This window comes from Pseudomonas sp. HOU2 (assembly GCF_040729435.1).
GTDB lineage: Bacteria > Pseudomonadota > Gammaproteobacteria > Pseudomonadales > Pseudomonadaceae > Aquipseudomonas.
The window spans coordinates 3,407,520-3,431,418 of the sequence record NZ_CP160398.1 but is presented as its reverse complement, the minus strand read 5'-3'; the positions used below and the strand labels follow the sequence as shown (position 1 = coordinate 3,431,418).

The following is a 23,899-nucleotide window of genomic DNA, read 5'->3' as shown; positions in this document are numbered from 1 at the left end:
AGCAACACCATGAGCAATCTGCAACCCGACACCCTGATCAAAAACCCGCACGGCTGCCACGTTGTGTCGTCGGTGGAAGTGCCGGCGGACGCAGCGCAGGTCTGGGCGGTGGTCGGCAATTTCGCAGGCTTCGACCGCTTCATTCCGGCGCTGTCACACATCGAGATGACCGGCGACGGCGTGTCTTCGCTGCGCAAGAAATTCTTCAAGGACGGCAACGTGGTGGTCGAACAACTCAACTCCCGCGATGAGCAGGCGCGCGCGATGACCTGGACCACGATCTACAACACGCTGGGCGTGGCGAATTTGTGGGCGGCGATGAACGTGGAATCGCTGGGGGCGGGTAAGTCGCGGGCGACCTGGACGATCATTGCCGAGCCGGCCAACGGAGGTGCCGAGGCGCTGCCGGGATTCAAGGATTTCGTGCAGGGGTTTGCCGATGATGCGATGGGGAATGTGCTGAAGCTGTTTGTCTAAGGCTTCGGATTTGCGGTGATTGCACCGCCGCTATCGCTGGCAAGCCAGCTCCCACAGGTTCCAGGTCGGTCACAGATGTTGTGTTCGCCAGAAATCCTGTGGGAGCGGGCTTGCCCGCGATGAACGATAACGCGGTCTGCTAGACGTCAGATCTTGAAGCTGTCCACCAACTGCTTCAGGCGATTGGCCTGCTGCGACAACGCATCACAATCCTTCAATGTTTCATTGAGGTTGGCCACGCTCTGCTGGTTCAGCAGGTTGATCTGGTTGACGTCGACGTTGAGGGTTTCCACCACCGCGGTCTGCTCTTCGGTTGCAGCGGCCACCGACTGGTTCATGCCGTCGATTTCGCCGATGCGCTGGGTCACGCTGACCAGGCGCAGACCGGCCTGATTGGCTACTTCCACGCTCTCTTCGCTGGACGCCTGACTGGCGTTCATGGTGGTCACCGCTTCACGGGAGCCGACCTGCAAGGAGGTGATCATTTTGTGGATCTCTTCCGCCGATTCCTGGGTGCGGTGGGCGAGGTTGCGCACTTCGTCCGCCACCACCGCAAAACCGCGTCCGGCTTCACCGGCACGGGCCGCTTCAATCGCCGCGTTGAGTGCCAGCAGGTTGGTCTGCTGCGAAATGCCTTTGATCACATCGAGGATGTGGCCGATGTTGTCGGTGCTGGCATTCAGGGTTTCGATCTGGGTGCACGACAGGCTGATCTTCTGCGACAGCTCGGTCATCGCCTGAATGGTCTGCTCGACCACCTGACGACCGTCATCGGCCTGCTCGCTCGCGCCGCTGGCGTGCTGCGAGGCATCGGCGGCGTTGCGGGCGATTTCCTGGGTGGCGGCGCCCAATTGGTTGATCGCTGCGGCGACACTGTTGGTGCGCGCGCTTTGCTCGTCGGAACCGACGATCGAGGCGTTGGACGAGGCCATCACGCGTTGCGACAGGTCGTGCACGTGACGGGTGGCCGACGACACTTCGGAAATCGACGCATGAATGCGCTCGACGAACTGGTTGAACGCGCTGCCCAGTTCGGCGAACTCATCCTTGCCTTCCACCACCAGACGCCGGGTCAGGTCGCCTTCGCCTTGAGCGATGTCCTGCATCGCGCGGCCCATGGTGGTCAGCGGACGCATCAGCACGTTGATCAGCAGGCTCAGCAGCAGCGCAATCGCAGCGACCGCGACGAACATCGCGATCAGCGCCGAAGTACGGAACTGGCTGAGGGCGGCGTAGGCCTTGTCGCGATCGATCGACAGACCGATGTACCAGTCGGCATTCGGCAAGTCGCTGACCGGGGTGAACGACAGGATGCGTTCCTGGCCGTTGAGCACCACGTTCTGGTTGCCTTTCTCGATGCGCACGCCGGCGTTCGGGTAGATGTCCTTGAGGTTCTTCATCACCTGGTCTTTGTCCGGGCTGACGATCACCTGACCGTCGCCGCTGACCAGGAACGCGTGGCCGAGGCCACCGAAGTCCACCGAATTGATGATCTTCACCAGGGTTTCCAGGCTCAGGTCGCCACCGACCACACCCAGCAGTTCGCCATTCTTTTTTACCGGCATGGCGATGGTCACCACCAGACCACCGACCGCCGCCATGTACGGCGGGGTCAGCATGGTTTTGTCAGCAACGACTGCTTGCTTGTACCAAGGGCGCTGACGCGGGTCGTAGCCGTCGGGCATCTTTGCGTCAGGGCGCTGGGTGAACACCCCGTTGGCCTGACCGACGTAGGTGAACTGGAAGTTCGAGGTGAAAGCCGGTTGATCGACCAGCCCCGGGAAGTCGGCGTCCTTGCCCTGATGGGCAACGTTCTGCGCGAGGTTTTCCAGCACCAGAATCCGCCCGCTCATCCAGTTCTGCACGCTGCTGGCGGTCAGATCGCCAGCCTGCTGCACGGACGACTGAAGGTTCTGGCGAATGGTGTTGCGTTGCAGATAGTCGTTGTAGAGGGTGAACAAAGCGAAAGCCAGGACCACGACGCCCGAGGCGGCCAACAGGATTTTATGGCTGAACTTGAGATTCATTTCATGGGACTTCTTATGCAAAAGTGGGGATGCGTTCCGGGATGCAACATTCCATGTACAGCGCAGGCGGCGTTCTGACGGCCGCTCTACTTTGGTGCACGCATGTCTCACCAGTCTGTCGGCACCGTTCGCGGAAATCTTAGGGCTGCGTGGGAAATGGCCTGCATTTCTGTCAGATTCCCGCCGAACGGCGTGCCAGAGCGTCCGCCACGAAGTTTTTTTGCTGGATCTCCGAGCAGAGGTTGCAAAATTCGCAGCCCCTGATAAAAATGCGACTAATTATCATTTGTGACGTTCGGGCTGTCGCGTTCATGTCCTCACCTGAGTTTGCAGTGCAGGCGCTTTACAGGAGTCATCACGGCTGGCTCAACGCCTGGCTGCGGGCGCGGCTGGGCAATGCCGCGGATGCCGCAGATCTGGCCCAGGACACTTTCGTGCGCCTGTTGCAGCGCAGCGAACGCCTGGAACTCAAGGCGCCTCGCGCATTTTTACGCACCATCGCCCGTGGCTTGGTGATCGATCATTGGCGTCGTGAAGAAATCGAACGCGCCTATCTCGAAACCATCGCGCATTTGCCCGAAGCCGAAACCCCGAGCGCCGAAACCCGCGCCTTGGTAATCGAGTTGCTCGAGAGCATCGCGCGCATGCTTGAAGGCTTGCGGCCGAAAGTGCGTCAGGCGTTTCTGCTGGCGCAGTGCGAAGGTTTGACCCACAAGCAGATCGCCGCGCAGATGGGCTTGTCGCTGCGCTCAGTCGAACGTTACGTCGCCGATGCGCTGTATCACTGCTACGTGTTGCGGTACGACAGCTGATGCCTGTGGATAACCTCTCGACCGGGCGACGCGCCGAACCGCCGCAACAGGTGGTCAAACAAGCCATTCACTGGCTGCTGCGGCTGCGCAACAACCATGGCAATGCGCGCCTGACTCATCAATGCGACGCGTGGCGCGCCGAACATCATGAGCATGAACTGGCCTGGCAGCGCGTGCAGTCGCTGCAGGCGGAATTGAGCCATAACCTGCGCGCCGTGCCCGGCGCCCAGGTGGCGTTCAATACGCTGGAAAACAGTGCGCAAGGGCTGGGCCGGCGACAAGCCTTGAAGCTGCTGTCTGGCGCGGTGCTGATGAGCTCCGCGGCATGGCTGGCCAAGGACTCCTCCGTCTGGCAGCAGTGGCGCGCTGATTACGCGACGGCGACCGGCGAGCGCCGCAGCTTCCAGTTGCCCGATGGCACGCGGATCGAGCTGAACACTGCCAGCGCAGTGGATCTGGATTACACCGCGCAGCAGCGGCTGATCAAACTCACCCGTGGTGAAATCATCGTCACATGCGGCGGTAACGATGAAGGCGCGGCGTTCAACCGGCCACTTCGCGTGCAAAGTCGTCACGGAAGTTATGAGCCGATAAAAGCCCGCTTCATCCTGCGTCAGGACAACGATTGCACGCGACTCACCGTCAGCTCCGGGAGCGTCGCCATCCGCAGCGGCGCAACCTCGGTCGAGGCACTCGCCGGGCAGACCTATCTGATCGATCACCATCAGGTGCGCCCGGCACTTTCACTGAATATGGAGGCGGGTGCGTGGGTCGACGGTTTGATCGTCACTCGCAACATGCGCCTGGGCGATTTCCTCAATGAAGTCGGGCGTTATCGTCAGGGTTTTGTGACGTGCGCGCCGCAGGTGGCGGACTTGCGCCTGTCCGGAGTGTTCCGCCTGGAGGACACCGACAAGTTGCTGGCCATCCTGCCGCAGACGTTGCCGGTGCAATTGCGTTATCGCACCCGTTGGTGGGTCACGCTGGAAGCAGTGGCCTGAATTTATTTTGGCGGGTTTTCGCAACGAGTCCGGCTTGGTCAGTAAGCACTTCAACAGCCTTTGCGACTTGCCACGGAAACCTACAATGACTGTCCGCATCACCTGTAAGAACTCTCTGAATTTCGCTGCCGAATCGGGCCTGCTGCGCCACGCCATTCGCGCCGCCCTGCTCTCCACCGTTCTGGGTGCCGGTGCATTGCCCGGCATTAGCCTCGCCGCCAACACCAGTGAAGCGAGCAGTCATCGCTACAACATCGCCGCCGGCCCGCTGGGCGAAGCGCTGAACCAGTTTGCGCGCCAGGCGGGCATCACCTTGTCGATGACCCCGCAGCAAACGCAGGGGCGGCAGTCTCCGGGCGTAAAGGGCGAATACTCAACCGATCAGGCGCTGAGCCATTTGCTCAGCGGCTCGGGGCTGGAAGCGCTCAGCCAGGACGGCAGCAGCTACATCCTGCACTCAGTCAGCGATAGCGCCGCACTGGCGCTGCCGACCACCGACATCAAAGGCTTCGCCCTCGGCAACGCGCTGGGCAGCATGGAAGGCTACAACGCCACCCACAGCCAGATCGCCACCAAGACCAGCACCGCGCTGCTGGAAACTTCGCAAAGCGTGTCCGTGGTCACTCGCGAGCAAATGGACGATCAGGGCTCACAGACTGTCTCCCAGGCGATGCGTTATACCCCCGGCGTGCTGACCAACCCTTACGGCGCGACCCATCGTTACGACTATGTGGCGATGCGCGGTTTCAACGACGGCTCGGTGGACAACATCTATCTCGACGGCCTCAAGTCGATGGGCGACAGCGGGACCTACAGCACGATGCAGGTCGATCCGTATTTCCTTGAGCGCGTGGATATTCTCAAAGGCCCCTCGTCGGTGTTGTACGGCCGCAGTTCGCCCGGTGGGCTGGTGGCGCTGACCAGCAAAAAGCCGTTGTACGAGGCCTATCATCAGGTTCAGGCCACGGTCGGTACACAAGGTCAACGCGGGATCGGTTTTGACTTCAGCGGTCCGGTCGATGACGACAAGCGCATTGCCTATCGTCTGACCGGTTTGACCGATCAGTCCGACACGCAATTCGACCACAACAAGGAAAAACGCTTCGCCCTCGCCCCGACCCTGAGCATCGATTTCACTGAAGACACCTCGCTGACGCTGCAGGCGTATCTGCAACATGATCCGGATGGCGGCTACCACGGCGGCGTGCCGGCAGACGGGACGATTCATCAGCGCAACGGCAATCGTATCTCGCCGCACTTCTTCGAGGGCGAGCCGGGGGTTGATGGTTACTCGCGGGATCAGCAGTCGTTCGGCTATCAGTTCGAACATCGCTTCAACGATGTCTTCACGGCTAGGCAGAATTTCCGTTACCTCGACTCCAAAGTGAACATGGATCAGGTTTACGCCTATGGCTGGACGACGCCAACCAGCAACGAACTTAACCGCTACTACACCGGCGGCGATGAACGTCTGCATGCGTTCATCGTCGACAACATGCTGCAGGCCGAATTCTTCACCGGGGCTACCAAGCACACCGTATTGATGGGTGCGGACTATCAGCGGCGCAAAACGGTGGTTGACTGGACCAGCGGCGGTCTGGCGCCGATCAATGCGTTCAATCCGGTCTACGGCAACTCGGCGATCGACCTGTACGGCGAGACCAGTTACCTGCGACGCCTGGAGCAAACCGGCGTGTACCTGCAGGATCTGATCGAGCTGGACCAATGGCGCTTCTCGCTGGGTTTGCGGCAGGACTGGGTCGAGACCTCGGATGAGAACCGTATCGCCGAAGCGGGCCGTCCGGTCGGCACGGAAATCAACGATCGCCGCACCAAACTGACCGGCCGCGCTGGTGCGCTGTACCTTTTCGATAACGGCCTGGCGCCGTACATCAGCTATTCCGAGTCGTTTAACCCGAACTCGTATGCCGACAGCGCCGGCAATCCGCTGCCGCCGACCGATGGTACGCAATGGGAAGTCGGCCTGAAGTACCAGCCGCCGGGCACCGACAACCTGTTCACCGCCTCGCTGTTCCGCATCGATCAGGAAAACCTGGCGACCAAACTGCCGCAGGAAAACTTCTATCGCGCTGTAGGCGCTGTCCGTTCGCAAGGCCTGGAACTGGAAGCGCACATGCAGGTGACCGACAACCTGAAAGTACTCGGCAGCTACACCTTCACCGATATCGAGTATTCGAAATCGATGGTCAGCACCTTGAGCACACCGACCGATGTGATCGAGAACAAAGGCAATTCGCCGACTCAGGCACCGCGGCACATGGCGTCGCTGTGGGCGGACTACAAATTCGACAGCGCGGCACTCGATGGCCTGCGTCTGGGCGGTGGTGTGCGCTATGTCGGCTACAGTTGGGCGGATGCGGAAAACACGCTGAAGGTGCCGGCCTACACCTTGTTCGACGCATCCATCGGTTATGACCTGGGCAAGGTTGGTTTGAAGGGTGTCGACGTGCGCCTGAACGCAAACAACCTGACCAATGAATCCTACGTCGCCTCCTGCGCGAGTCTGAACTTCTGCTACATGGGCGAAGAGCGCAACGTCGCCGCCACGGTCAGCTACCAGTTCTAAGCCTTTGCCTTGTGCATAAAAAAGCCAGCCCCTGATTGTTCAGGGGCTGGCTTTGTCGTCTTTGTGGGGAATTTCATGCGCGTATTATTGGTGTTGTTGCACCGCTATATCGGGCTGGCGACGGCGGTGTTTTTGCTGCTGGCCGGGATCACCGGGAGCATTCTGGCGTTCAATCATGAGTTGGATGAGTGGCTGAATCCGCAGTTTTATGCAGCCTCCGCAGAGGGGCAGCGATTGCCTCCCGGGGCGTTGGTCGAGGCTGTGCAAACCACGCATCCGAGGCTGCAGGTCTGGTACATGGAGTACCCGGACGAGTTGGGGCATACCGCGCTATTGGCAGCTGTTCCGCGTAACGACCCGGCGACAGGCAAACCGTTTGATGAGCGCAATCAGGTGTTCTATCTGGATCCGGTCAATGCCGAGCAGAAAGGCCAACGTTACTGGGGCGAGTGCTGCTTTGCGCGGGAGAACTTCATTCCGTTCATTCTCGAGTTTCACTACAACCTGACGTTGCCCGGAAATTGGGGATTGTGGTTGATGGGTTTGGTTGCCATCGCTTGGGTGATCGATTGCTTCATCGCGCTGTGGCTGACGTTTCCTCGTGGCAAGCCGTTCTGGAAGAAATGGTCGACGGCCTGGAAAATCAAGGGTGGGCACGCTTATCGACTCAACTTCGATCTGCATCGAGCCGGGGGATTGTGGCTGTGGTTGTTGTTGCTACCGATTGCGGTCAGCAGTATCGCGATGAACCTGCCAAGTCAGGTATTCAAACCAACAGTGTCGCTGTTTTCGCCGATTGAGCCGAGCGTTTATGAAGCCCGAGGACGAATGCCTCCTTCCGAGTTGGGGGTGACGCAATTGAGTTATCAACAGGCGTACGAAAGGGCATTGCAGGAGGGAAAGAGGTTGGGGCTGACGGCGGCGATCGGGGAGTTGTATTACAGCTTTGAGTACAACTTTTACGGTGCAGGATTCGGGCAACACGACACTCAAGCGCATGGCAAATCCTGGTTGTTCTTCCACGGCACTGACGGGCGATTATTAGGTCAGGAAATTGCCGGACAAGGGACATTGGGGGAGCGGTTTTACCGATTGCAGTTACCGATACATGGCGGCCGGATCATCGGCTTCACCGGGCAAGTGATCATCGCGGTGTTAGGTGTAATGATCGCGGGCCTGTCAGGGACTGGCGTGTATATCTGGTGGCGTAAATGGCAAGCCCGGCGCATCAGCAGGACTCGCAAAGCGGTCTGAGTTTTGGGAGTCCTGAAACGACAAAACCCCTGTCTGCGTTAGCAGACAGGGGTTCTGGAATTTAATCTTGACGATGACCTACTCTCACATGGGGAAACCCCACACTACCATCGGCGATGCATCGTTTCACTTCTGAGTTCGGGATGGGATCAGGTGGTTCCAACGCTCTATGGTCGTCAAGAAATTCTGTATCTGGCCCGTCAACACGGTAACGTGCCAGCAAAATCGGTGACTTCTACTAAAAACAAAACCCCAACTGCTTTCGCAATTGGGGTTTCGGAATTTAATCTTGACGATGACCTACTCTCACATGGGGAAACCCCACACTACCATCGGCGATGCATCGTTTCACTTCTGAGTTCGGGATGGGATCAGGTGGTTCCAACGCTCTATGGTCGTCAAGAAATTCGGGTACTGACTCGTGACCGGCTGGCCTCGCTTCAGCAAATCGGGTATGTGATACAGGTGTTTGTGAGCATCGCGAACTTTCGGTTCATTGCGTCTTCACACACCGCAATCTGATGCTCTCTCGAGTAGTCAGATTGCTTGGGTGTTATATGGTCAAGCCTCACGGGCAATTAGTATTGGTTAGCTCAACGCCTCACAGCGCTTACACACCCAACCTATCAACGTCGTAGTCTTCGACGGCCCTTCAGGGAACTCAAGGTTCCAGTGAGATCTCATCTTGAGGCAAGTTTCCCGCTTAGATGCTTTCAGCGGTTATCTTTCCCGAACATAGCTACCCGGCAATGCCACTGGCGTGACAACCGGAACACCAGAGGTTCGTCCACTCCGGTCCTCTCGTACTAGGAGCAGCCCCTCTCAAATCTCAAACGTCCACGGCAGATAGGGACCGAACTGTCTCACGACGTTCTAAACCCAGCTCGCGTACCACTTTAAATGGCGAACAGCCATACCCTTGGGACCGGCTTCAGCCCCAGGATGTGATGAGCCGACATCGAGGTGCCAAACACCGCCGTCGATATGAACTCTTGGGCGGTATCAGCCTGTTATCCCCGGAGTACCTTTTATCCGTTGAGCGATGGCCCTTCCATACAGAACCACCGGATCACTAAGACCTACTTTCGTACCTGCTCGACGTGTCTGTCTCGCAGTCAAGCGCGCTTTTGCCTTTATACTCTACGACCGATTTCCGACCGGTCTGAGCGCACCTTCGTACTCCTCCGTTACTCTTTAGGAGGAGACCGCCCCAGTCAAACTACCCACCATACACTGTCCTCGATCCGGATAACGGACCTGAGTTAGAACCTCAAAGTTGCCAGGGTGGTATTTCAAGGATGGCTCCACGCGAACTGGCGTCCACGCTTCAAAGCCTCCCACCTATCCTACACAAGCAAATTCAAAGTCCAGTGCAAAGCTATAGTAAAGGTTCACGGGGTCTTTCCGTCTAGCCGCGGATACACTGCATCTTCACAGCGATTTCAATTTCACTGAGTCTCGGGTGGAGACAGCGCCGCCATCGTTACGCCATTCGTGCAGGTCGGAACTTACCCGACAAGGAATTTCGCTACCTTAGGACCGTTATAGTTACGGCCGCCGTTTACCGGGGCTTCGATCAAGAGCTTCGCGTTAGCTAACCCCATCAATTAACCTTCCGGCACCGGGCAGGCGTCACACCCTATACGTCCACTTTCGTGTTTGCAGAGTGCTGTGTTTTTAATAAACAGTCGCAGCGGCCTGGTATCTTCGACCGGCATGAGCTTACGGAGCAAGTCCTTCACCCTCACCGGCGCACCTTCTCCCGAAGTTACGGTGCCATTTTGCCTAGTTCCTTCACCCGAGTTCTCTCAAGCGCCTTGGTATTCTCTACCCAACCACCTGTGTCGGTTTGGGGTACGGTTCCTGGTTATCTGAAGCTTAGAAGCTTTTCTTGGAAGCATGGCATCAACCACTTCGTCACCCAAAGGGTAACTCGTCATCAGCTCTCGGCCTTAAGATCCCGGATTTACCTAAGATCTCAGCCTACCACCTTAAACTTGGACAACCAACGCCAAGCTGGCCTAGCCTTCTCCGTCCCTCCATCGCAATAACCAGAAGTACAGGAATATTAACCTGTTTTCCATCGACTACGCTTTTCAGCCTCGCCTTAGGGACCGACTAACCCTGCGTCGATTAACGTTGCGCAGGAAACCTTGGTCTTTCGGCGTGGGTGTTTTTCACACCCATTGTCGTTACTCATGTCAGCATTCGCACTTCTGATACCTCCAGCAAGCTTCTCAACTCACCTTCACAGGCTTACAGAACGCTCCTCTACCGCATCACTTGCGTGATACCCGTAGCTTCGGTGTATGGTTTGAGCCCCGTTACATCTTCCGCGCAGGCCGACTCGACTAGTGAGCTATTACGCTTTCTTTAAAGGGTGGCTGCTTCTAAGCCAACCTCCTAGCTGTCTAAGCCTTCCCACATCGTTTCCCACTTAACCATAACTTTGGGACCTTAGCTGACGGTCTGGGTTGTTTCCCTTTTCACGACGGACGTTAGCACCCGCCGTGTGTCTCCCATGCTCGGCACTTGTAGGTATTCGGAGTTTGCATCGGTTTGGTAAGTCGGGATGACCCCCTAGCCGAAACAGTGCTCTACCCCCTACAGTGATACATGAGGCGCTACCTAAATAGCTTTCGAGGAGAACCAGCTATCTCCGAGCTTGATTAGCCTTTCACTCCGATCCACAGGTCATCCGCTAACTTTTCAACGGTAGTCGGTTCGGTCCTCCAGTCAGTGTTACCTAACCTTCAACCTGCCCATGGATAGATCGCCCGGTTTCGGGTCTATTCCCAGCGACTAGACGCCCTATTAAGACTCGCTTTCGCTACGCCTCCCCTATTCGGTTAAGCTCGCCACTGAAAATAAGTCGCTGACCCATTATACAAAAGGTACGCAGTCACCCAACAAAGTGGGCTCCCACTGCTTGTACGCATACGGTTTCAGGATCTATTTCACTCCCCTCTCCGGGGTTCTTTTCGCCTTTCCCTCACGGTACTAGTTCACTATCGGTCAGTCAGTAGTATTTAGCCTTGGAGGATGGTCCCCCCATATTCAGACAAAGTTTCTCGTGCTCCGTCCTACTCGATTTCATGACTAAGAGACTTTCGCGTACAGGGCTATCACCCACTATGGCCGCACTTTCCAGAGCGTTCCGCTAATCTCAAAGCCACTTAAGGGCTAGTCCCCGTTCGCTCGCCACTACTAAGGGAATCTCGGTTGATTTCTTTTCCTCAGGGTACTTAGATGTTTCAGTTCCCCTGGTTCGCCTCTTGCACCTATGTATTCAGTACAAGATAACCATCTTATGATGGCTGGGTTCCCCCATTCAGACATCTCCGGATCAAAGTCTGTTTGCCGACTCCCCGAAGCTTTTCGCAGGCTACCACGTCTTTCATCGCCTCTGACTGCCAAGGCATCCACCGTATGCGCTTCTTCACTTGACCATATAACCCCAAGCAATCTGGTTATACTGTGAAGACGACATTCGCCGAAAATTCGCAAAACTCTTAAGAGTCACTCACAAATTTTACCTTAGCCTGATCCGTTACCAGTGAAAGTAACGTTCAGTCTATCTTTCTATCACATACCCAAATTTTTAAAGAACGATCTAATCAAAAGACTAGAAATCAGCATTCACCATCACAGCGATGGAATGCTCATTTCTAAGCTTTCAAACTTCAGAAGCAGTGGTGGTGGAGCCAAGCGGGATCGAACCGCTGACCTCCTGCGTGCAAGGCAGGCGCTCTCCCAGCTGAGCTATGGCCCCGTATTTCTACAGGTTTCCCACACAAAAATTGGTGGGTCTGGGCAGATTCGAACTGCCGACCTCACCCTTATCAGGGGTGCGCTCTAACCAACTGAGCTACAGACCCAATTTCGGGCTGCTTCTATCGTCTTCTTCAATGAATCAAGCAATTCGTGTGGGAACTTATGGAGCAGCTGATGTCGTCGATTAAGGAGGTGATCCAGCCGCAGGTTCCCCTACGGCTACCTTGTTACGACTTCACCCCAGTCATGAATCACACCGTGGTAACCGTCCTCCCGAAGGTTAGACTAGCTACTTCTGGTGCAACCCACTCCCATGGTGTGACGGGCGGTGTGTACAAGGCCCGGGAACGTATTCACCGCGACATTCTGATTCGCGATTACTAGCGATTCCGACTTCACGCAGTCGAGTTGCAGACTGCGATCCGGACTACGATCGGTTTTGTGGGATTAGCTCCACCTCGCGGCTTGGCAACCCTCTGTACCGACCATTGTAGCACGTGTGTAGCCCAGGCCGTAAGGGCCATGATGACTTGACGTCATCCCCACCTTCCTCCGGTTTGTCACCGGCAGTCTCCTTAGAGTGCCCACCATTACGTGCTGGTAACTAAGGACAAGGGTTGCGCTCGTTACGGGACTTAACCCAACATCTCACGACACGAGCTGACGACAGCCATGCAGCACCTGTCTCAATGTTCCCGAAGGCACCAATCCATCTCTGGAAAGTTCATTGGATGTCAAGGCCTGGTAAGGTTCTTCGCGTTGCTTCGAATTAAACCACATGCTCCACCGCTTGTGCGGGCCCCCGTCAATTCATTTGAGTTTTAACCTTGCGGCCGTACTCCCCAGGCGGTCAACTTAATGCGTTAGCTGCGCCACTAAGAGCTCAAGGCTCCCAACGGCTAGTTGACATCGTTTACGGCGTGGACTACCAGGGTATCTAATCCTGTTTGCTCCCCACGCTTTCGCACCTCAGTGTCAGTATCAGTCCAGGTGGTCGCCTTCGCCACTGGTGTTCCTTCCTATATCTACGCATTTCACCGCTACACAGGAAATTCCACCACCCTCTACCATACTCTAGCTTGCCAGTTTTGGATGCAGTTCCCAGGTTGAGCCCGGGGATTTCACATCCAACTTAACAAACCACCTACGCGCGCTTTACGCCCAGTAATTCCGATTAACGCTTGCACCCTCTGTATTACCGCGGCTGCTGGCACAGAGTTAGCCGGTGCTTATTCTGTCGGTAACGTCAAAATTGCAGAGTATTAATCTACAACCCTTCCTCCCAACTTAAAGTGCTTTACAATCCGAAGACCTTCTTCACACACGCGGCATGGCTGGATCAGGCTTTCGCCCATTGTCCAATATTCCCCACTGCTGCCTCCCGTAGGAGTCTGGACCGTGTCTCAGTTCCAGTGTGACTGATCATCCTCTCAGACCAGTTACGGATCGTCGCCTTGGTGAGCCATTACCTCACCAACTAGCTAATCCGACCTAGGCTCATCTGATAGCGCAAGGCCCGAAGGTCCCCTGCTTTCTCCCGTAGGACGTATGCGGTATTAGCGTTCCTTTCGAAACGTTGTCCCCCACTACCAGGCAGATTCCTAGGCATTACTCACCCGTCCGCCGCTGAATCCAGGAGCAAGCTCCTTTCATCCGCTCGACTTGCATGTGTTAGGCCTGCCGCCAGCGTTCAATCTGAGCCATGATCAAACTCTTCAGTTCAAACATCTTTGGGTTTTTAAGAAACCCTAAACTTGGCTCAGCAATCGTTGGTTACATCTTTGATTTCTCGCGGAGTAACTTGTGATGCTGATAATCTTGTTGACTATCAGTCTGACTCCACAAGCACCCACACGAATTGCTTGATTCAGTTGTTAAAGAGCGGTTGGTTAAGATCTTTCGTCTCAACCGAGGCGCGCATTCTACAGCAGCCTCATTCGCTGTCAAGTGATTATTTTCAGAAGTTTTCGAAGATTTCTTCAACAACTTCAACCACTTGCGCTTACGATCTCTCGTTAGCGGGAGGCGAATTCTACAGCGTTACACGCTGCTGTCAACACCTCTTTTTCTCCGCTTTCGACCGAGAAGATCGAACCGTCAAAAGAGCCAAACATCACCGCCCTTTCAACTCCTTCCAGGCCTCGATGAACTGAAGCAAGCCGCTGTCGAAAACCGCATAACTCATTGAATCTCAAGGAGTTTTCCGTTTCGACTGCGCCGGAAGTGGGGCGAATTATAGACTTCCTGAATCTGCCGTCAACCGCTTTTTTCACTTTTCTTTCAACAACTTACAGATCGATTAAAAAACATACAAACCTCTCTATATAGAGGGAGGAAAACGACTCCTTCTATATAGAAGCGCTACTCAAAGCACTCCATCAGCCCTGAGCGCATCCACCGTACCAGCGCCCAGACCCAGCACCCGCTGCAACACCTCCAACGTATGCTCGCCCAATAAAGGAGGCGCACGACGGTACTCGACCGGCGTCTGTGACAGTCGGATCGGACTCGCTACCTGCGGCACCATCCCGGCCAGTGCATGCGGAAGCTCTATCGCTAACCCACGTGCTTTCACCTGCGGATCGTCAAACACCTGGGACAGATCATTGATCGGCCCACACGGCACGCCCGCCTGCTCCAACTGCGCCACCCATTCGGCGGTGGTTTTGAACACAGTCGCCTGACGGATCAGAGGAATCAGTACCGCGCGATTCGCGACCCGCAGCTTGTTAGTCGAGAAACGCGGATCGTCCGCCCACTGCGGCTGGCCCGCCACCTCGGCAAACTTGCGGAACTGCCCGTCATTACCAACGGTAAGAATGAAATCACCATCGGCCGTCGGGAAGTCCTGATAGGGCACGATGTTCGGATGTGCATTACCCAGACGCTTCGGCGCATTGCCAGTAGTCAGATAGTTCATCGCCTGGTTTGCCAGACACGCAACCTGCACATCCAGCAACGCCATATCAATATGCTGTCCACCACCGTCGTGATCACGATGCGCCAGCGCCGCCAGAATCGCCACAGTCGAATAGAGCCCGGTAAGGATGTCCGTCAGCGCCACCCCCACCTTCACCGGCCCGGCACCTTCATCACCTTCGGGGCGACCGGTCAGGCTCATCAGCCCGCCGAGCCCCTGGATCATGAAGTCATAACCCGCGCGCTTGGCATACGGCCCGGTTTGACCGAAGCCGGTGATCGAGCAATAGATCAGATCCGGATTGATCGCCTTCAGCGATTCGTAGTCCAGCCCATAGGCAGCCAGCCCACCGACCTTGAAGTTCTCGATGAGAATGTCCGACTTCGCCGCCAGCTCCCGCACGAGGTTCTGACCTTCAGGCCGAGTGAAGTCGATGGTCACCGATTGCTTGTTGCGGTTGGCCGACAAATAGTAAGCCGCCTCGCTGGTGTTTTCCCCGTAAGCGTCCTTAAGGAACGGCGGCCCCCAGGCACGCGTGTCATCGCCATTGCCCGGGCGCTCGACCTTGATCACTTCGGCGCCAAGGTCGGCAAGTATCTGCCCGGCCCACGGCCCGGCCAATACTCGCGATAAATCCAGTACCCGCAGATGCGACAGCGCGCCCATGGTCGCTCTCCTGTTAATAGAACGCCTGCAGACCGGTTTGCGCGCGACCAAGGATCAGCGCATGAACGTCGTGAGTACCTTCATAGGTATTCACCACTTCCAGATTGACCAGGTGACGAGCCACGCCGAACTCGTCAGAGATACCGTTGCCACCCAACATGTCACGGGCCATACGGGCGATATCCAGCGACTTGCCACAGGAATTGCGCTTCATGATCGAGGTGATTTCGACCGCTGCAGTGCCTTCGTCCTTCATGCGACCCAGGCGCAGGCAGCCTTGCAGCGCCAGGGTGATCTCGGTCTGCATGTCGGCCAGTTTCTTCTGGATCAGTTGGGTAGCGGCCAATGGACGCCCGAACTGCTGACGATCAAGGGTGTACTGGCGAGCGGTGTGCCAGCAGAACTCGGCAGCGCCCAACGCACCCCAGGAGATGCCGTAGCGTGCGGAGTTAAGGCAGGTGAACGGGCCTTTCAGACCGCGCACATCAGGGAAGATGTTCTCTTCCGGCACAAACACGTTGTCCATGACAATTTCGCCGGTGATCGATGCGCGCAGGCCGACCTTGCCGTGAATCGCCGGAGCGCTCAGGCCCTTCCAGCCTTTTTCCAGTACGAAGCCACGGATGTCGCCCGCATCGTCCTTGGCCCAGACCACGAACACATCGGCGATCGGGCTGTTGGTGATCCACATCTTGGCGCCGGTCAGGCTGTAGCCGCCGTCGACTTTGCGCGCACGGGTGATCATCGCGCCCGGGTCGGAGCCGTGGTTTGGCTCGGTCAGACCGAAGCAGCCGATCCATTCGCCAGATGCCAGTTTCGGCAGATATTTCTGTTTCTGGGCTTCAGTACCGAATTCGTTGATCGGCACCATCACCAGCGACGACTGCACGCTCATCATCGAGCGATAACCGGAGTCGACACGCTCGACTTCGCGAGCAATCAGCCCGTAGCTGACGTAGTTCAGGCCGCTGCCGCCGTACTGCTCAGGGATGGTCGCACCGAGCAGGCCGACTTCGCCCATTTCGCGGAAGATCGCCGGATCGGTTTTCTCATGGCGGAAAGCTTCGAGAACACGTGGCGCCAGGCTCTGCTGAGCGAACTGGGCCGCGGTGTCGCGGATCATGCGCTCCTCTTCGGTGAGCTGTTGATCCAGCAGCAGGGGATCGATCCAGTTGAAGCTAGCTTTACCGCCCATGAGTATGTCCTCGCAAATCGGTGAATTAACGTGGCATTGATCCTAGGCCCGGTTCGCCAGCGCGGCAAACGAGGATTTCGCATCCTGTTGTGCTAATTTCTCACTCCGAAACGTCGCTGAATGCCTTTTACGCGGCGCATTAGTGAGGTTGACGTACATGCGCAGGAAGATACCCAGCACCACGGCCCTGATCAGCTTCGAGGCCGCCGCTCGTCATGAGAGCTTTACCAAGGCCGCCGAAGAACTTTCCCTCACTCAGGGTGCCATTTGCCGACAGATCGCCAGCCTTGAGGAGTTCCTCAGTGTGGAGTTGTTCCGACGCTCGCGACGTGGAGTTAAGCTGACCGAAGCCGGCCTTTCCTACAGCCGTCGGGTGGCTACGCAACTGGACGCCGTCGAGCGCGACACACTCTCGGTCATGGGCCAACAGGGCACCAACGTGATCGAACTGGCGGTGGTACCCACCTTCGGTACTCAATGGCTGCTGCCACGCCTCAAGGACTTTCAGCTCAAACACCCGGAAGTGACGGTCAACCTGACCAACCGCACCCGCCCGTTTCTGTTTGCCGACACTGATTTCGACGCGGCGATCTACTTTGGCGATGCCGATTGGTCGGGTACCGAATCCCACAGGTTGATGGGCGAAAATCCGATGCCGGTATGCAGCCCTGCCCTGCTCGGCAACAGAACTCAGCTGACGCCCGACGAAATCGCCGAGCTGCCTCTGCTGCAGCAAACCACCCGCCCCTACGCCTGGCGCCAGTGGTTCAACGCCCGGCACCTAAACATCCCCCGCGACATGACAGGCCCACGCTACGAGCTATTCTCCATGCTGGCCCAGGCGGCCATGCATGACATGGGGATTGCACTGATTCCACCGTTCCTGATCCAGCGTGAACTGGCCGAGCAACGGCTGGTGATCGCCAACCCGAATGCACTCTCCAGCATCAAGGCCTATTACCTGATGATTCCGGAGCGAAAGGTCGAATCGGCCTCACTCAAGGCTTTTCGCGATTGGCTGGTCAACCAAGCAAACAGCTACAGCCTAGAAGGATAAAGGCTTACAGCGATTACTAACTCGGTAGTCAGGAAAATAAAAGCCCTACAGATATAAGTATTTGTCGCAAAATCACAGACTGTATCCGAAAGTCGTACAGACGTCCCACAAGCGCCTGCCGACGTGGCTTTGAGCCTCCATCCGCGACTCATTGCGGCCTATTCACGCCGCCGATGAGAAATTTTTTCAAATTCAGCCAGAATCCTTACAAGGCACGGCCTGCAAGGGATTCAACTGGCCATCTGCGACATTCGGTCACGGGATGACTTGTAGTTAATTTTCCGTCACCCGTCATAATCCCTTGAAGGGCATAAAGTTCGCCTGCAAAATGCCGCGCCCCGCCCTGATTTGGCGGGATCGTGCTGATCGGCCGCCCCAGTCGCACCATCCGCAGTGCCTGGGTTTACTCAATAAGATCACGCAGGAGATTTGACGTGCACATTGGTGTTCCTCTCGAAACCCAGACCGGTGAAACACGGGTTGCTGCAACCCCGGAAACCATTAAAAAGCTGATCAGCCAAGGTCATAAGGTCACTGTGCAAACCGGCGCCGGCGTCAAAGCCAGTGTTGTTGACAGTGCCTATGAAGCGGCGGGCGCAACCATTGGCAGTGCCAACGATGCGTTCGGTGCCGAGCTGATTCTCAAAGTGGTCGCTCCCAGCGATGCCGAACTGGCGCTGATCAAGCGCGGCACGGTGCTGGTGGGCATGCTCAACCCCTTCAATAACGACACCATCGCCAAAATGGCCGAGTGCGGGATTACCGCGTTCGCCCTGGAAGCGGCGCCGCGCACCTCTCGGGCGCAGAGTCTCGATGTGTTGTCGTCGCAGGCGAACATCGCCGGCTACAAGGCGGTGTTGCTGGCTGCGCACTACTATCCGCGCTTCATGCCGATGCTGATGACCGCTGCGGGCACCGTGAAAGCGGCGCGCGTGCTGATTCTCGGCGCCGGTGTGGCCGGGTTGCAGGCGATTGCCACGGCGAAACGTCTGGGTGCGGTGATCGAAGCGTCTGACGTGCGTCCGGCGGTGAAGGAACAGATCGAATCCCTCGGCGCGAAGTTCGTCGACGTGCCGTACGAAACTGACGAAGAGCGTGAATGCGCGGTCGGTGTCGGCGGTTACGCGCGCCCGATGCCGGCGAGCTGGATGCAGCGTCAGGCCCAGGCCGTGCACGAACGCGCCAGGCAGGCCGACATCGTCATCACCACTGCGCTGATCCCGGGCCGCAAGGCGCCGACACTGTTGAGCGCGGACACCGTGGCGCAGATGAAGCCAGGCTCGGTGGTCATCGACCTCGCGGCAGCTCAGGGCGGCAACTGTCCGTTGACCGTGGCCGATCAGGTGGTGGTCGAGAACGGTGTGACCATCGTCGGCCCGACCAACCTCGCCGGTGAAGTCGCCGCAGATGCTTCGGCGCTGTACGCCCGCAACCTGCTGGGCTTCCTCAAGCTGGTGTTCACCAAAGAAGGCCAGTTCGACGTCAACCTCGAAGACGACATCGTCGCCGCGTGCCTGATGTGCCGCGACGGCCAAGTCATCCGCAAAAACGCCTAAGCAGGGATTCAGACGATGGAAGAGCTTATCTCCCCCGGTATCTACAACCTGATCATCTTCGTGCTGGCGATTTATGTCGGTTACCACGTGGTCTGGAACGTTACACCTGCGCTGCACACGCCGTTGATGGCGGTGACCAATGCCATTTCGGCAATCGTGATCGTCGGCGCCATGCTCGCTGCTGCGCTGACCGTCACGCCGCTGGGCAAGACCATGGGCACCCTCGCCGTGGCACTGGCTGCGGTCAACGTGTTTGGTGGCTTCCTGGTCACCCGCCGCATGCTTGAGATGTTCAAGAAGAAAGCCCCGAAAGCAAAAGAAGAGGCGCCGAAGTAATGAGCATGAATCTCGTCACGACGCTCTACCTGATCGCGTCGATCTGCTTTATCCAGGCCCTTAAAGGCCTGTCGCACCCGACCACGTCGCGGCGCGGCAACCTGTTCGGCATGCTCGGCATGGCGCTGGCCATCCTCACCACCATCGGCCTCATCTATAAGCTCGGTGCGGAACTGGCGACTGCCGGTATCGGTTACGTGATCGTCGGCCTGCTGATCGGCGGCACCGCCGGTTCGATCATGGCCAAGCGCGTCGAAATGACCAAGATGCCAGAGCTGGTCGCGTTCATGCACAGCATGATCGGTCTGGCCGCCGTGTTCATCGCCATTGCTGCGGTGGTCGAGCCGCAATCGCTGGGTATCGTCAAGCAACTGGGCGACTCGATCCCGGCGGGCAATCGTCTGGAGCTGTTCCTCGGCGCGGCGATTGGTGCAATCACCTTCTCCGGTTCGGTGATTGCCTTCGGCAAGCTGTCGGGCAAGTACAAGTTCCGCCTGTTCCAGGGCGCGCCGGTACAGTTTGCCGGTCAGCACAAGCTGAACGCGGTACTTGGTCTGGCGACACTGGTGCTGGGCGTGACCTTCATGCTCACCGGCAACCTCGCCGCGTTCGCGCTGATGCTGGCTCTGGCATTTGTGATGGGTGTGCTGATCATCATCCCGATCGGCGGCGCCGACATGCCGGTGGTGGTGTCGATGCTCAACAGCTATTCGGGTTGGGCGGCAGCAGGTATCGGCTTCTCGCTGAACAACTCGATGCTGATCATCGCCGGCTCACTGGTGGGTTCGAGCGGCGCGATCCTCTCGTACATCATGTGCAAGGCGATGAACCGTTCCTTCTTTAATGTACTGCTTGGCGGTTTCGGCAACACGGCCGACGCAGGACCTGCCGGTGCGAAAGAAGCCCGTCCGGTGAAATCCGGTTCGGCTGACGACGCAACCTTCCTGCTGACCAACGCCGACACCGTGATCATCGTCCCGGGTTACGGCCTGGCGGTGGCCCGCGCACAGCATGCCTTGAAAGAGCTGACCGAGAAGCTGACCCACCGTGGCGTGACCGTGAAGTACGCGATCCACCCCGTGGCCGGTCGTATGCCGGGGCACATGAACGTGCTGCTGGCCGAGGCCGAAGTGCCTTACGACCAGGTGTTCGAGATGGAAGACATCAACTCCGAGTTCGGCCAGGCCGACGTGGTGCTGGTACTCGGCGCCAACGACGTGGTCAACCCGGCCGCCAAGAACGATCCGAAATCGCCGATTGCCGGCATGCCGATTCTTGAAGCGTTCAAGGCCAAGACCATCATCGTCAACAAGCGCTCGATGGCCAGCGGTTATGCCGGTCTGGACAACGAACTGTTCTACCTGGACAAGACCATGATGGTGTTCGGCGACGCGAAAAAAGTCATCGAAGACATGGTCAAAGCGGTCGAGTAATCCCTCGCTGCTGCACCGGACGCCCCGACTTGTCGGGGCGTTTTTGCTTGCGCAAAGCGTCGGACAATTTGCCACGTTGTTGCAGATCCAGTAACGGTGTTTTACTTCAAACCCGCTAAATAGACGCCTCGTTTGCGACCTTGGTAGCGGGACAGGCGCCCGCGAAATTCACTAGACTGCGCATCCTGCTACTCGCTTCCCGAGAAAATAATCCATGTACCGTGACCGTATTCGCCTGCCTTCGTTGTTGGATAAAGTGATGAGCGCCGCCGACGCCTCCGCGCTGATTGAAGACGGCATGACCGTCGGAATGAGCGGCTTCACCCGCGCCGGCGAAGCCAAAGCCGTCCCTCACGCACTGGCCGAGCGAGCCAAGGTCACGCCGCTGAAGATCAGCCTGATGACCGGCGCCAGCCTGGGCAACGACCTCGACAAGCAACTGACCGAGGCCGGTGTGCTGTCGCGGCGCATGCCGTTTCAGGTCGACAGCACCTTGCGCAAGGCGATCAACGCCGGCGAAGTGATGTTCATCGACCAGCACTTGTCGGAAACCGTCGAGCAATTGCGCAACCAGCAATTGAAGCTGCCGGACATCGCAGTGATCGAAGCCGTGGCCATCACCGAGCAAGGCCACATCGTGCCGACCACCTCGGTGGGCAACTCGGCAAGCTTCGCGATTTTCGCCAAACAGGTGATCGTCGAGATCAACCTGGCGCACAACGCCAACCTCGAAGGCCTGCATGACATCTATATCCCGACCTATCGCCCGACGCGCACGCCGATCCCGTTGGTGAAGGTCGACGATCGCATCGGCAGCACCGCGATCCCGATCCCACCGGAAAAGATTGTCGCCATCGTCATCACCCAGCAGGCGGATTCGCCGTCCACGGTGTCTACCCCGGATGTCGACACCAATGCCATCGCCGAGCACCTGATCACCTTCTTCAAGCAGGAAGTCGACGCCGGGCGCATGACCAACAAGCTCGGCCCGTTGCAGGCCGGAATCGGCAACATCGCCAACGCGGTGATGTGCGGTCTGATCGATTCGCCGTTCGAAGACCTGACCATGTACTCCGAAGTGCTGCAGGATTCGACCTTCGACCTGATCGACGCCGGCAAGCTGAGCTTCGCTTCGGGCAGCTCGATCACATTGTCGGAGCGGCGCAACAGCGATGTGTTCGGCAACCTGGAGAAGTACAAGGACAAACTGGTGCTGCGCCCGCAAGAGATTTCCAACCACCCGGAAGTGGTGCGTCGTCTGGGCATCATCGGCATCAACACTGCGCTGGAGTTCGACATCTACGGCAACGTCAACTCCACCCACGTCTGCGGCACGCGGATGATGAACGGCATCGGTGGCTCGGGCGACTTCGCGCGCAACGCACACCTCGCGGTGTTCGTGACCAAGTCGATTGCCAAGGGCGGGGCGATTTCCAGCGTGGTGCCGATGGTCAGCCACGTTGACCACACCGAGCATGACGTCGACATCCTGGTCACCGAAATCGGTCTGGCCGACCTGCGCGGCCTGGCCCCGCGCGAGCGCGCCCGGGCGATCATCGACAACTGCGTACACCCCGCTTACCGCCAGGCGTTGAATGACTACTTCACCGCCGCCTGCGCCATCGGCGGGCACACCCCGCACATCCTGCGCGAAGCCCTGAGCTGGCACATGAACCTGGAAGAAACCGGTCGCATGCTCGCGGTGTAATCCGCACAATCGAACCGCTGATGCAAACACTGTTTGTGTCAGCGGTTTTTTCATTGCCCCTATCTGGCAAAAACTGTACTGCTGTACCGGTGATTTCCTACAGCTTTTGCCTACTCCAACCCCAAGATTGTGCAAAAACGCACCACTTAAGTGCAGACAGGTACAGTTTGCTCGATTTTGACCCGTACACCCCCTATAAACAGTTAACTGGTCACTCACAATACAGTTGAACTGTATCTAGAGAGACTAGGCAAACGAGAGGATCATGGGCACCAGTTAAACCACTACCTGATCCCGCCACAAGCGGAAGGATGTCAACCATGGAACGTACACTCAGTTCCGAACTGTTCTTCGAAGACAAAGCTGCAAAAAACCAGGCTTCCCTGCCTCTGCGCGTTATCGCCAACCTGATGTTGTGGCAGCGCCGCATCTCCAGCCGCCACCAACTGGCTCGTCTGGATTCGCGTCTGCTGGCTGACGCCGGTATCAGCGAAGCACAACGCTACGAAGAGCTGAGCAAGCCGTTCTGGCGCTAAGTAGCGTCGCTGGCTCTGGTCGTTAGACCCACCGCCAGCAACCCGAATTGAACACACAAAACCCGTCGCGGGAAACCGCGACGGGTTTTGTCGTTTCAGGGTTTGAAAATGCCCGTACAGGAGAATATTCAAAGCACAGGTACAGTTCTCAATAACAAAAATCTGAACAAGTACAATTTTTCATGAGTGTATCTGCTCGCCAAACTGCATCGGGCGCAGCATGTCCTTAACCCCTCTTCGGTTTAAGGAAAACGCCATGAAAGACTTACAGGATGTTTCGACGCTTTCGATTCAACCCCTCGTTCACGCGCACCCGCTGCGGCGTCTGTTTCGAAGTTTGTGCCAAGGGCTGGAGCGCGCTAGAACGCGGCGCTTGCTGGCTCAGCTTGATCAACGCGATCTCGCGGATCTGGGCTTAAGCCAAGCCGATCGGCTCAATGAACTGGAAAAGCCCATCTGGCGCTAGCATTCTGCCCACTGTCCGAACCCCGCGCGCAGGCCTAATATCCACGCCAGAACGTGGCGAATCTTCTGTAACCCGCGTCTGACTCATCAGACAC

At 57.4% G+C, this 23,899-nt stretch carries 15 protein-coding genes, 2 tRNA genes and 4 rRNA genes; 12 read left to right on the top strand and 9 right to left on the bottom strand.

Annotated elements, in window-relative coordinates; translation table 11 throughout:
- The first annotated feature begins 9 nt into the window (after nucleotides 1-9).
- Complete coding sequence (locus tag ABV589_RS15530) at nucleotides 10-477, top strand: SRPBCC family protein (protein WP_367082328.1); 468 nt, start codon at nucleotides 10-12, stop codon at nucleotides 475-477.
- 146 nt (nucleotides 478-623) lie between these two features.
- Here ABV589_RS15530 and ABV589_RS15525 read toward each other — a convergent pair whose 3' ends face one another.
- Complete coding sequence (locus ABV589_RS15525) at nucleotides 624-2,504, bottom strand: methyl-accepting chemotaxis protein (RefSeq protein WP_367082326.1); 1,881 nt, start codon at nucleotides 2,502-2,504, stop codon at nucleotides 624-626.
- Between the two features lie 311 nt (nucleotides 2,505-2,815).
- Between ABV589_RS15525 and ABV589_RS15520 the strand changes: the two genes are divergently transcribed.
- The 4 genes from ABV589_RS15520 (at nucleotide 2,816) to ABV589_RS15505 (ending at nucleotide 8,158) form a co-directional block, all read left to right on the top strand.
- Nucleotides 2,816-3,316 (top strand): sigma-70 family RNA polymerase sigma factor, encoded by a 501-nt coding sequence (locus ABV589_RS15520; protein ID WP_367082325.1) that lies wholly within the window; start codon nucleotides 2,816-2,818, stop codon nucleotides 3,314-3,316.
- A complete protein-coding gene (locus ABV589_RS15515; RefSeq protein WP_367082323.1) occupies nucleotides 3,316-4,317 on the top strand; it encodes a FecR family protein in 1,002 nt (333 codons plus the stop codon). Before ABV589_RS15520 ends, ABV589_RS15515 begins: the two co-directional genes overlap by 1 nt.
- A gap of 85 nt (nucleotides 4,318-4,402) precedes the next feature.
- The gene (locus tag ABV589_RS15510) at nucleotides 4,403-6,904 is read left to right on the top strand and encodes a TonB-dependent siderophore receptor (protein ID WP_367082321.1); all 2,502 of its coding nucleotides are present in this window, start codon (nucleotides 4,403-4,405) and stop codon (nucleotides 6,902-6,904) included.
- 75 nt (nucleotides 6,905-6,979) lie between these two features.
- Entirely contained in the window at nucleotides 6,980-8,158 is a 1,179-nt protein-coding gene (locus tag ABV589_RS15505; RefSeq protein WP_367082320.1) for a PepSY domain-containing protein, read from the top strand.
- A gap of 65 nt (nucleotides 8,159-8,223) precedes the next feature.
- Here ABV589_RS15505 and rrf (ABV589_RS15500) read toward each other — a convergent pair.
- The 8 genes from rrf (ABV589_RS15500) to ABV589_RS15465 all read right to left on the bottom strand — a co-directional run bounded on the left by rrf (ABV589_RS15500) (nucleotide 8,224) and on the right by ABV589_RS15465 (nucleotide 16,713).
- Nucleotides 8,224-8,339, bottom strand: a 5S ribosomal RNA gene (rrf, locus tag ABV589_RS15500).
- Nucleotides 8,340-8,445: 106 nt separating this feature from the next.
- Nucleotides 8,446-8,561 (bottom strand): 5S ribosomal RNA (gene rrf / locus ABV589_RS15495).
- Between the two features lie 154 nt (nucleotides 8,562-8,715).
- Nucleotides 8,716-11,607, bottom strand: a 23S ribosomal RNA gene (locus tag ABV589_RS15490).
- 247 nt (nucleotides 11,608-11,854) lie between these two features.
- A tRNA-Ala gene (locus ABV589_RS15485) sits at nucleotides 11,855-11,930 on the bottom strand.
- A gap of 29 nt (nucleotides 11,931-11,959) precedes the next feature.
- Nucleotides 11,960-12,036 (bottom strand) — tRNA-Ile (locus ABV589_RS15480).
- A gap of 81 nt (nucleotides 12,037-12,117) precedes the next feature.
- Nucleotides 12,118-13,654: ribosomal RNA gene (locus ABV589_RS15475) — 16S ribosomal RNA — on the bottom strand.
- Together the 16S, 23S and 5S rRNA genes with 2 tRNA genes alongside form the textbook arrangement of a ribosomal RNA operon.
- Before the next feature lie 643 nt (nucleotides 13,655-14,297).
- Complete coding sequence (locus ABV589_RS15470) at nucleotides 14,298-15,518, bottom strand: CaiB/BaiF CoA-transferase family protein (RefSeq protein WP_367082318.1); 1,221 nt, start codon at nucleotides 15,516-15,518, stop codon at nucleotides 14,298-14,300.
- Nucleotides 15,519-15,531: 13 nt separating this feature from the next.
- Nucleotides 15,532-16,713: an acyl-CoA dehydrogenase gene (locus ABV589_RS15465; RefSeq protein ID WP_003220420.1), complete on the bottom strand. Its 1,182-nt coding sequence runs from the start codon at nucleotides 16,711-16,713 to the stop codon at nucleotides 15,532-15,534.
- 157 nt (nucleotides 16,714-16,870) lie between these two features.
- Between ABV589_RS15465 and ABV589_RS15460 the strand changes: the two genes are divergently transcribed.
- The 7 genes from ABV589_RS15460 (at nucleotide 16,871) to ABV589_RS15430 (ending at nucleotide 23,805) form a co-directional block, all read left to right on the top strand.
- Nucleotides 16,871-17,770: a LysR family transcriptional regulator gene (locus ABV589_RS15460; protein ID WP_367082316.1), complete on the top strand. Its 900-nt coding sequence runs from the start codon at nucleotides 16,871-16,873 to the stop codon at nucleotides 17,768-17,770.
- 434 nt (nucleotides 17,771-18,204) lie between these two features.
- Nucleotides 18,205-19,326 (top strand): Re/Si-specific NAD(P)(+) transhydrogenase subunit alpha, encoded by a 1,122-nt coding sequence (locus ABV589_RS15455; protein ID WP_367082315.1) that lies wholly within the window; start codon nucleotides 18,205-18,207, stop codon nucleotides 19,324-19,326.
- A gap of 15 nt (nucleotides 19,327-19,341) precedes the next feature.
- Entirely contained in the window at nucleotides 19,342-19,662 is a 321-nt protein-coding gene (locus ABV589_RS15450; RefSeq protein ID WP_003220416.1) for an NAD(P) transhydrogenase subunit alpha, read from the top strand.
- Complete coding sequence (locus ABV589_RS15445) at nucleotides 19,662-21,095, top strand: NAD(P)(+) transhydrogenase (Re/Si-specific) subunit beta (protein ID WP_007962843.1); 1,434 nt, start codon at nucleotides 19,662-19,664, stop codon at nucleotides 21,093-21,095. The genes ABV589_RS15450 and ABV589_RS15445 overlap by 1 nt, the downstream gene beginning before the upstream one ends.
- Before the next feature lie 214 nt (nucleotides 21,096-21,309).
- Complete coding sequence (locus ABV589_RS15440) at nucleotides 21,310-22,803, top strand: acetyl-CoA hydrolase/transferase family protein (RefSeq protein WP_367082312.1); 1,494 nt, start codon at nucleotides 21,310-21,312, stop codon at nucleotides 22,801-22,803.
- Between the two features lie 320 nt (nucleotides 22,804-23,123).
- Nucleotides 23,124-23,339 (top strand): DUF1127 domain-containing protein, encoded by a 216-nt coding sequence (locus ABV589_RS15435; protein ID WP_007962833.1) that lies wholly within the window; start codon nucleotides 23,124-23,126, stop codon nucleotides 23,337-23,339.
- Nucleotides 23,340-23,595: 256 nt separating this feature from the next.
- Nucleotides 23,596-23,805, top strand: a complete 210-nt coding sequence (locus ABV589_RS15430) for a DUF1127 domain-containing protein (RefSeq protein WP_367082311.1) — start codon at nucleotides 23,596-23,598, stop codon at nucleotides 23,803-23,805.
- The last annotated feature ends 94 nt before the right edge of the window (nucleotides 23,806-23,899 follow it).

Coding starts and splice junctions, on each gene's coding strand:
- ABV589_RS15510 (WP_367082321.1), top strand. CDS start 4,403: ATGACTGTCCGCATCACCTGTAAGAACTCTCTGAATTTCGCTGCCGAA.
- ABV589_RS15450 (WP_003220416.1), top strand. CDS start 19,342: ATGGAAGAGCTTATCTCCCCCGGTATCTACAACCTGATCATCTTCGTG.
- ABV589_RS15445 (WP_007962843.1), top strand. CDS start 19,662: ATGAGCATGAATCTCGTCACGACGCTCTACCTGATCGCGTCGATCTGC.
- ABV589_RS15505 (WP_367082320.1), top strand. CDS start 6,980: ATGCGCGTATTATTGGTGTTGTTGCACCGCTATATCGGGCTGGCGACG.
- ABV589_RS15520 (WP_367082325.1), top strand. CDS start 2,816: ATGTCCTCACCTGAGTTTGCAGTGCAGGCGCTTTACAGGAGTCATCAC.
- ABV589_RS15530 (WP_367082328.1), top strand. CDS start 10: ATGAGCAATCTGCAACCCGACACCCTGATCAAAAACCCGCACGGCTGC.
- ABV589_RS15460 (WP_367082316.1), top strand. CDS start 16,871: ATGCGCAGGAAGATACCCAGCACCACGGCCCTGATCAGCTTCGAGGCC.
- ABV589_RS15465 (WP_003220420.1), bottom strand. CDS start 16,713: ATGGGCGGTAAAGCTAGCTTCAACTGGATCGATCCCCTGCTGCTGGAT.
- ABV589_RS15515 (WP_367082323.1), top strand. CDS start 3,316: ATGCCTGTGGATAACCTCTCGACCGGGCGACGCGCCGAACCGCCGCAA.
- ABV589_RS15525 (WP_367082326.1), bottom strand. CDS start 2,504: ATGAATCTCAAGTTCAGCCATAAAATCCTGTTGGCCGCCTCGGGCGTC.
- ABV589_RS15430 (WP_367082311.1), top strand. CDS start 23,596: ATGAAAGACTTACAGGATGTTTCGACGCTTTCGATTCAACCCCTCGTT.
- ABV589_RS15435 (WP_007962833.1), top strand. CDS start 23,124: ATGGAACGTACACTCAGTTCCGAACTGTTCTTCGAAGACAAAGCTGCA.
- ABV589_RS15470 (WP_367082318.1), bottom strand. CDS start 15,518: ATGGGCGCGCTGTCGCATCTGCGGGTACTGGATTTATCGCGAGTATTG.
- ABV589_RS15440 (WP_367082312.1), top strand. CDS start 21,310: ATGTACCGTGACCGTATTCGCCTGCCTTCGTTGTTGGATAAAGTGATG.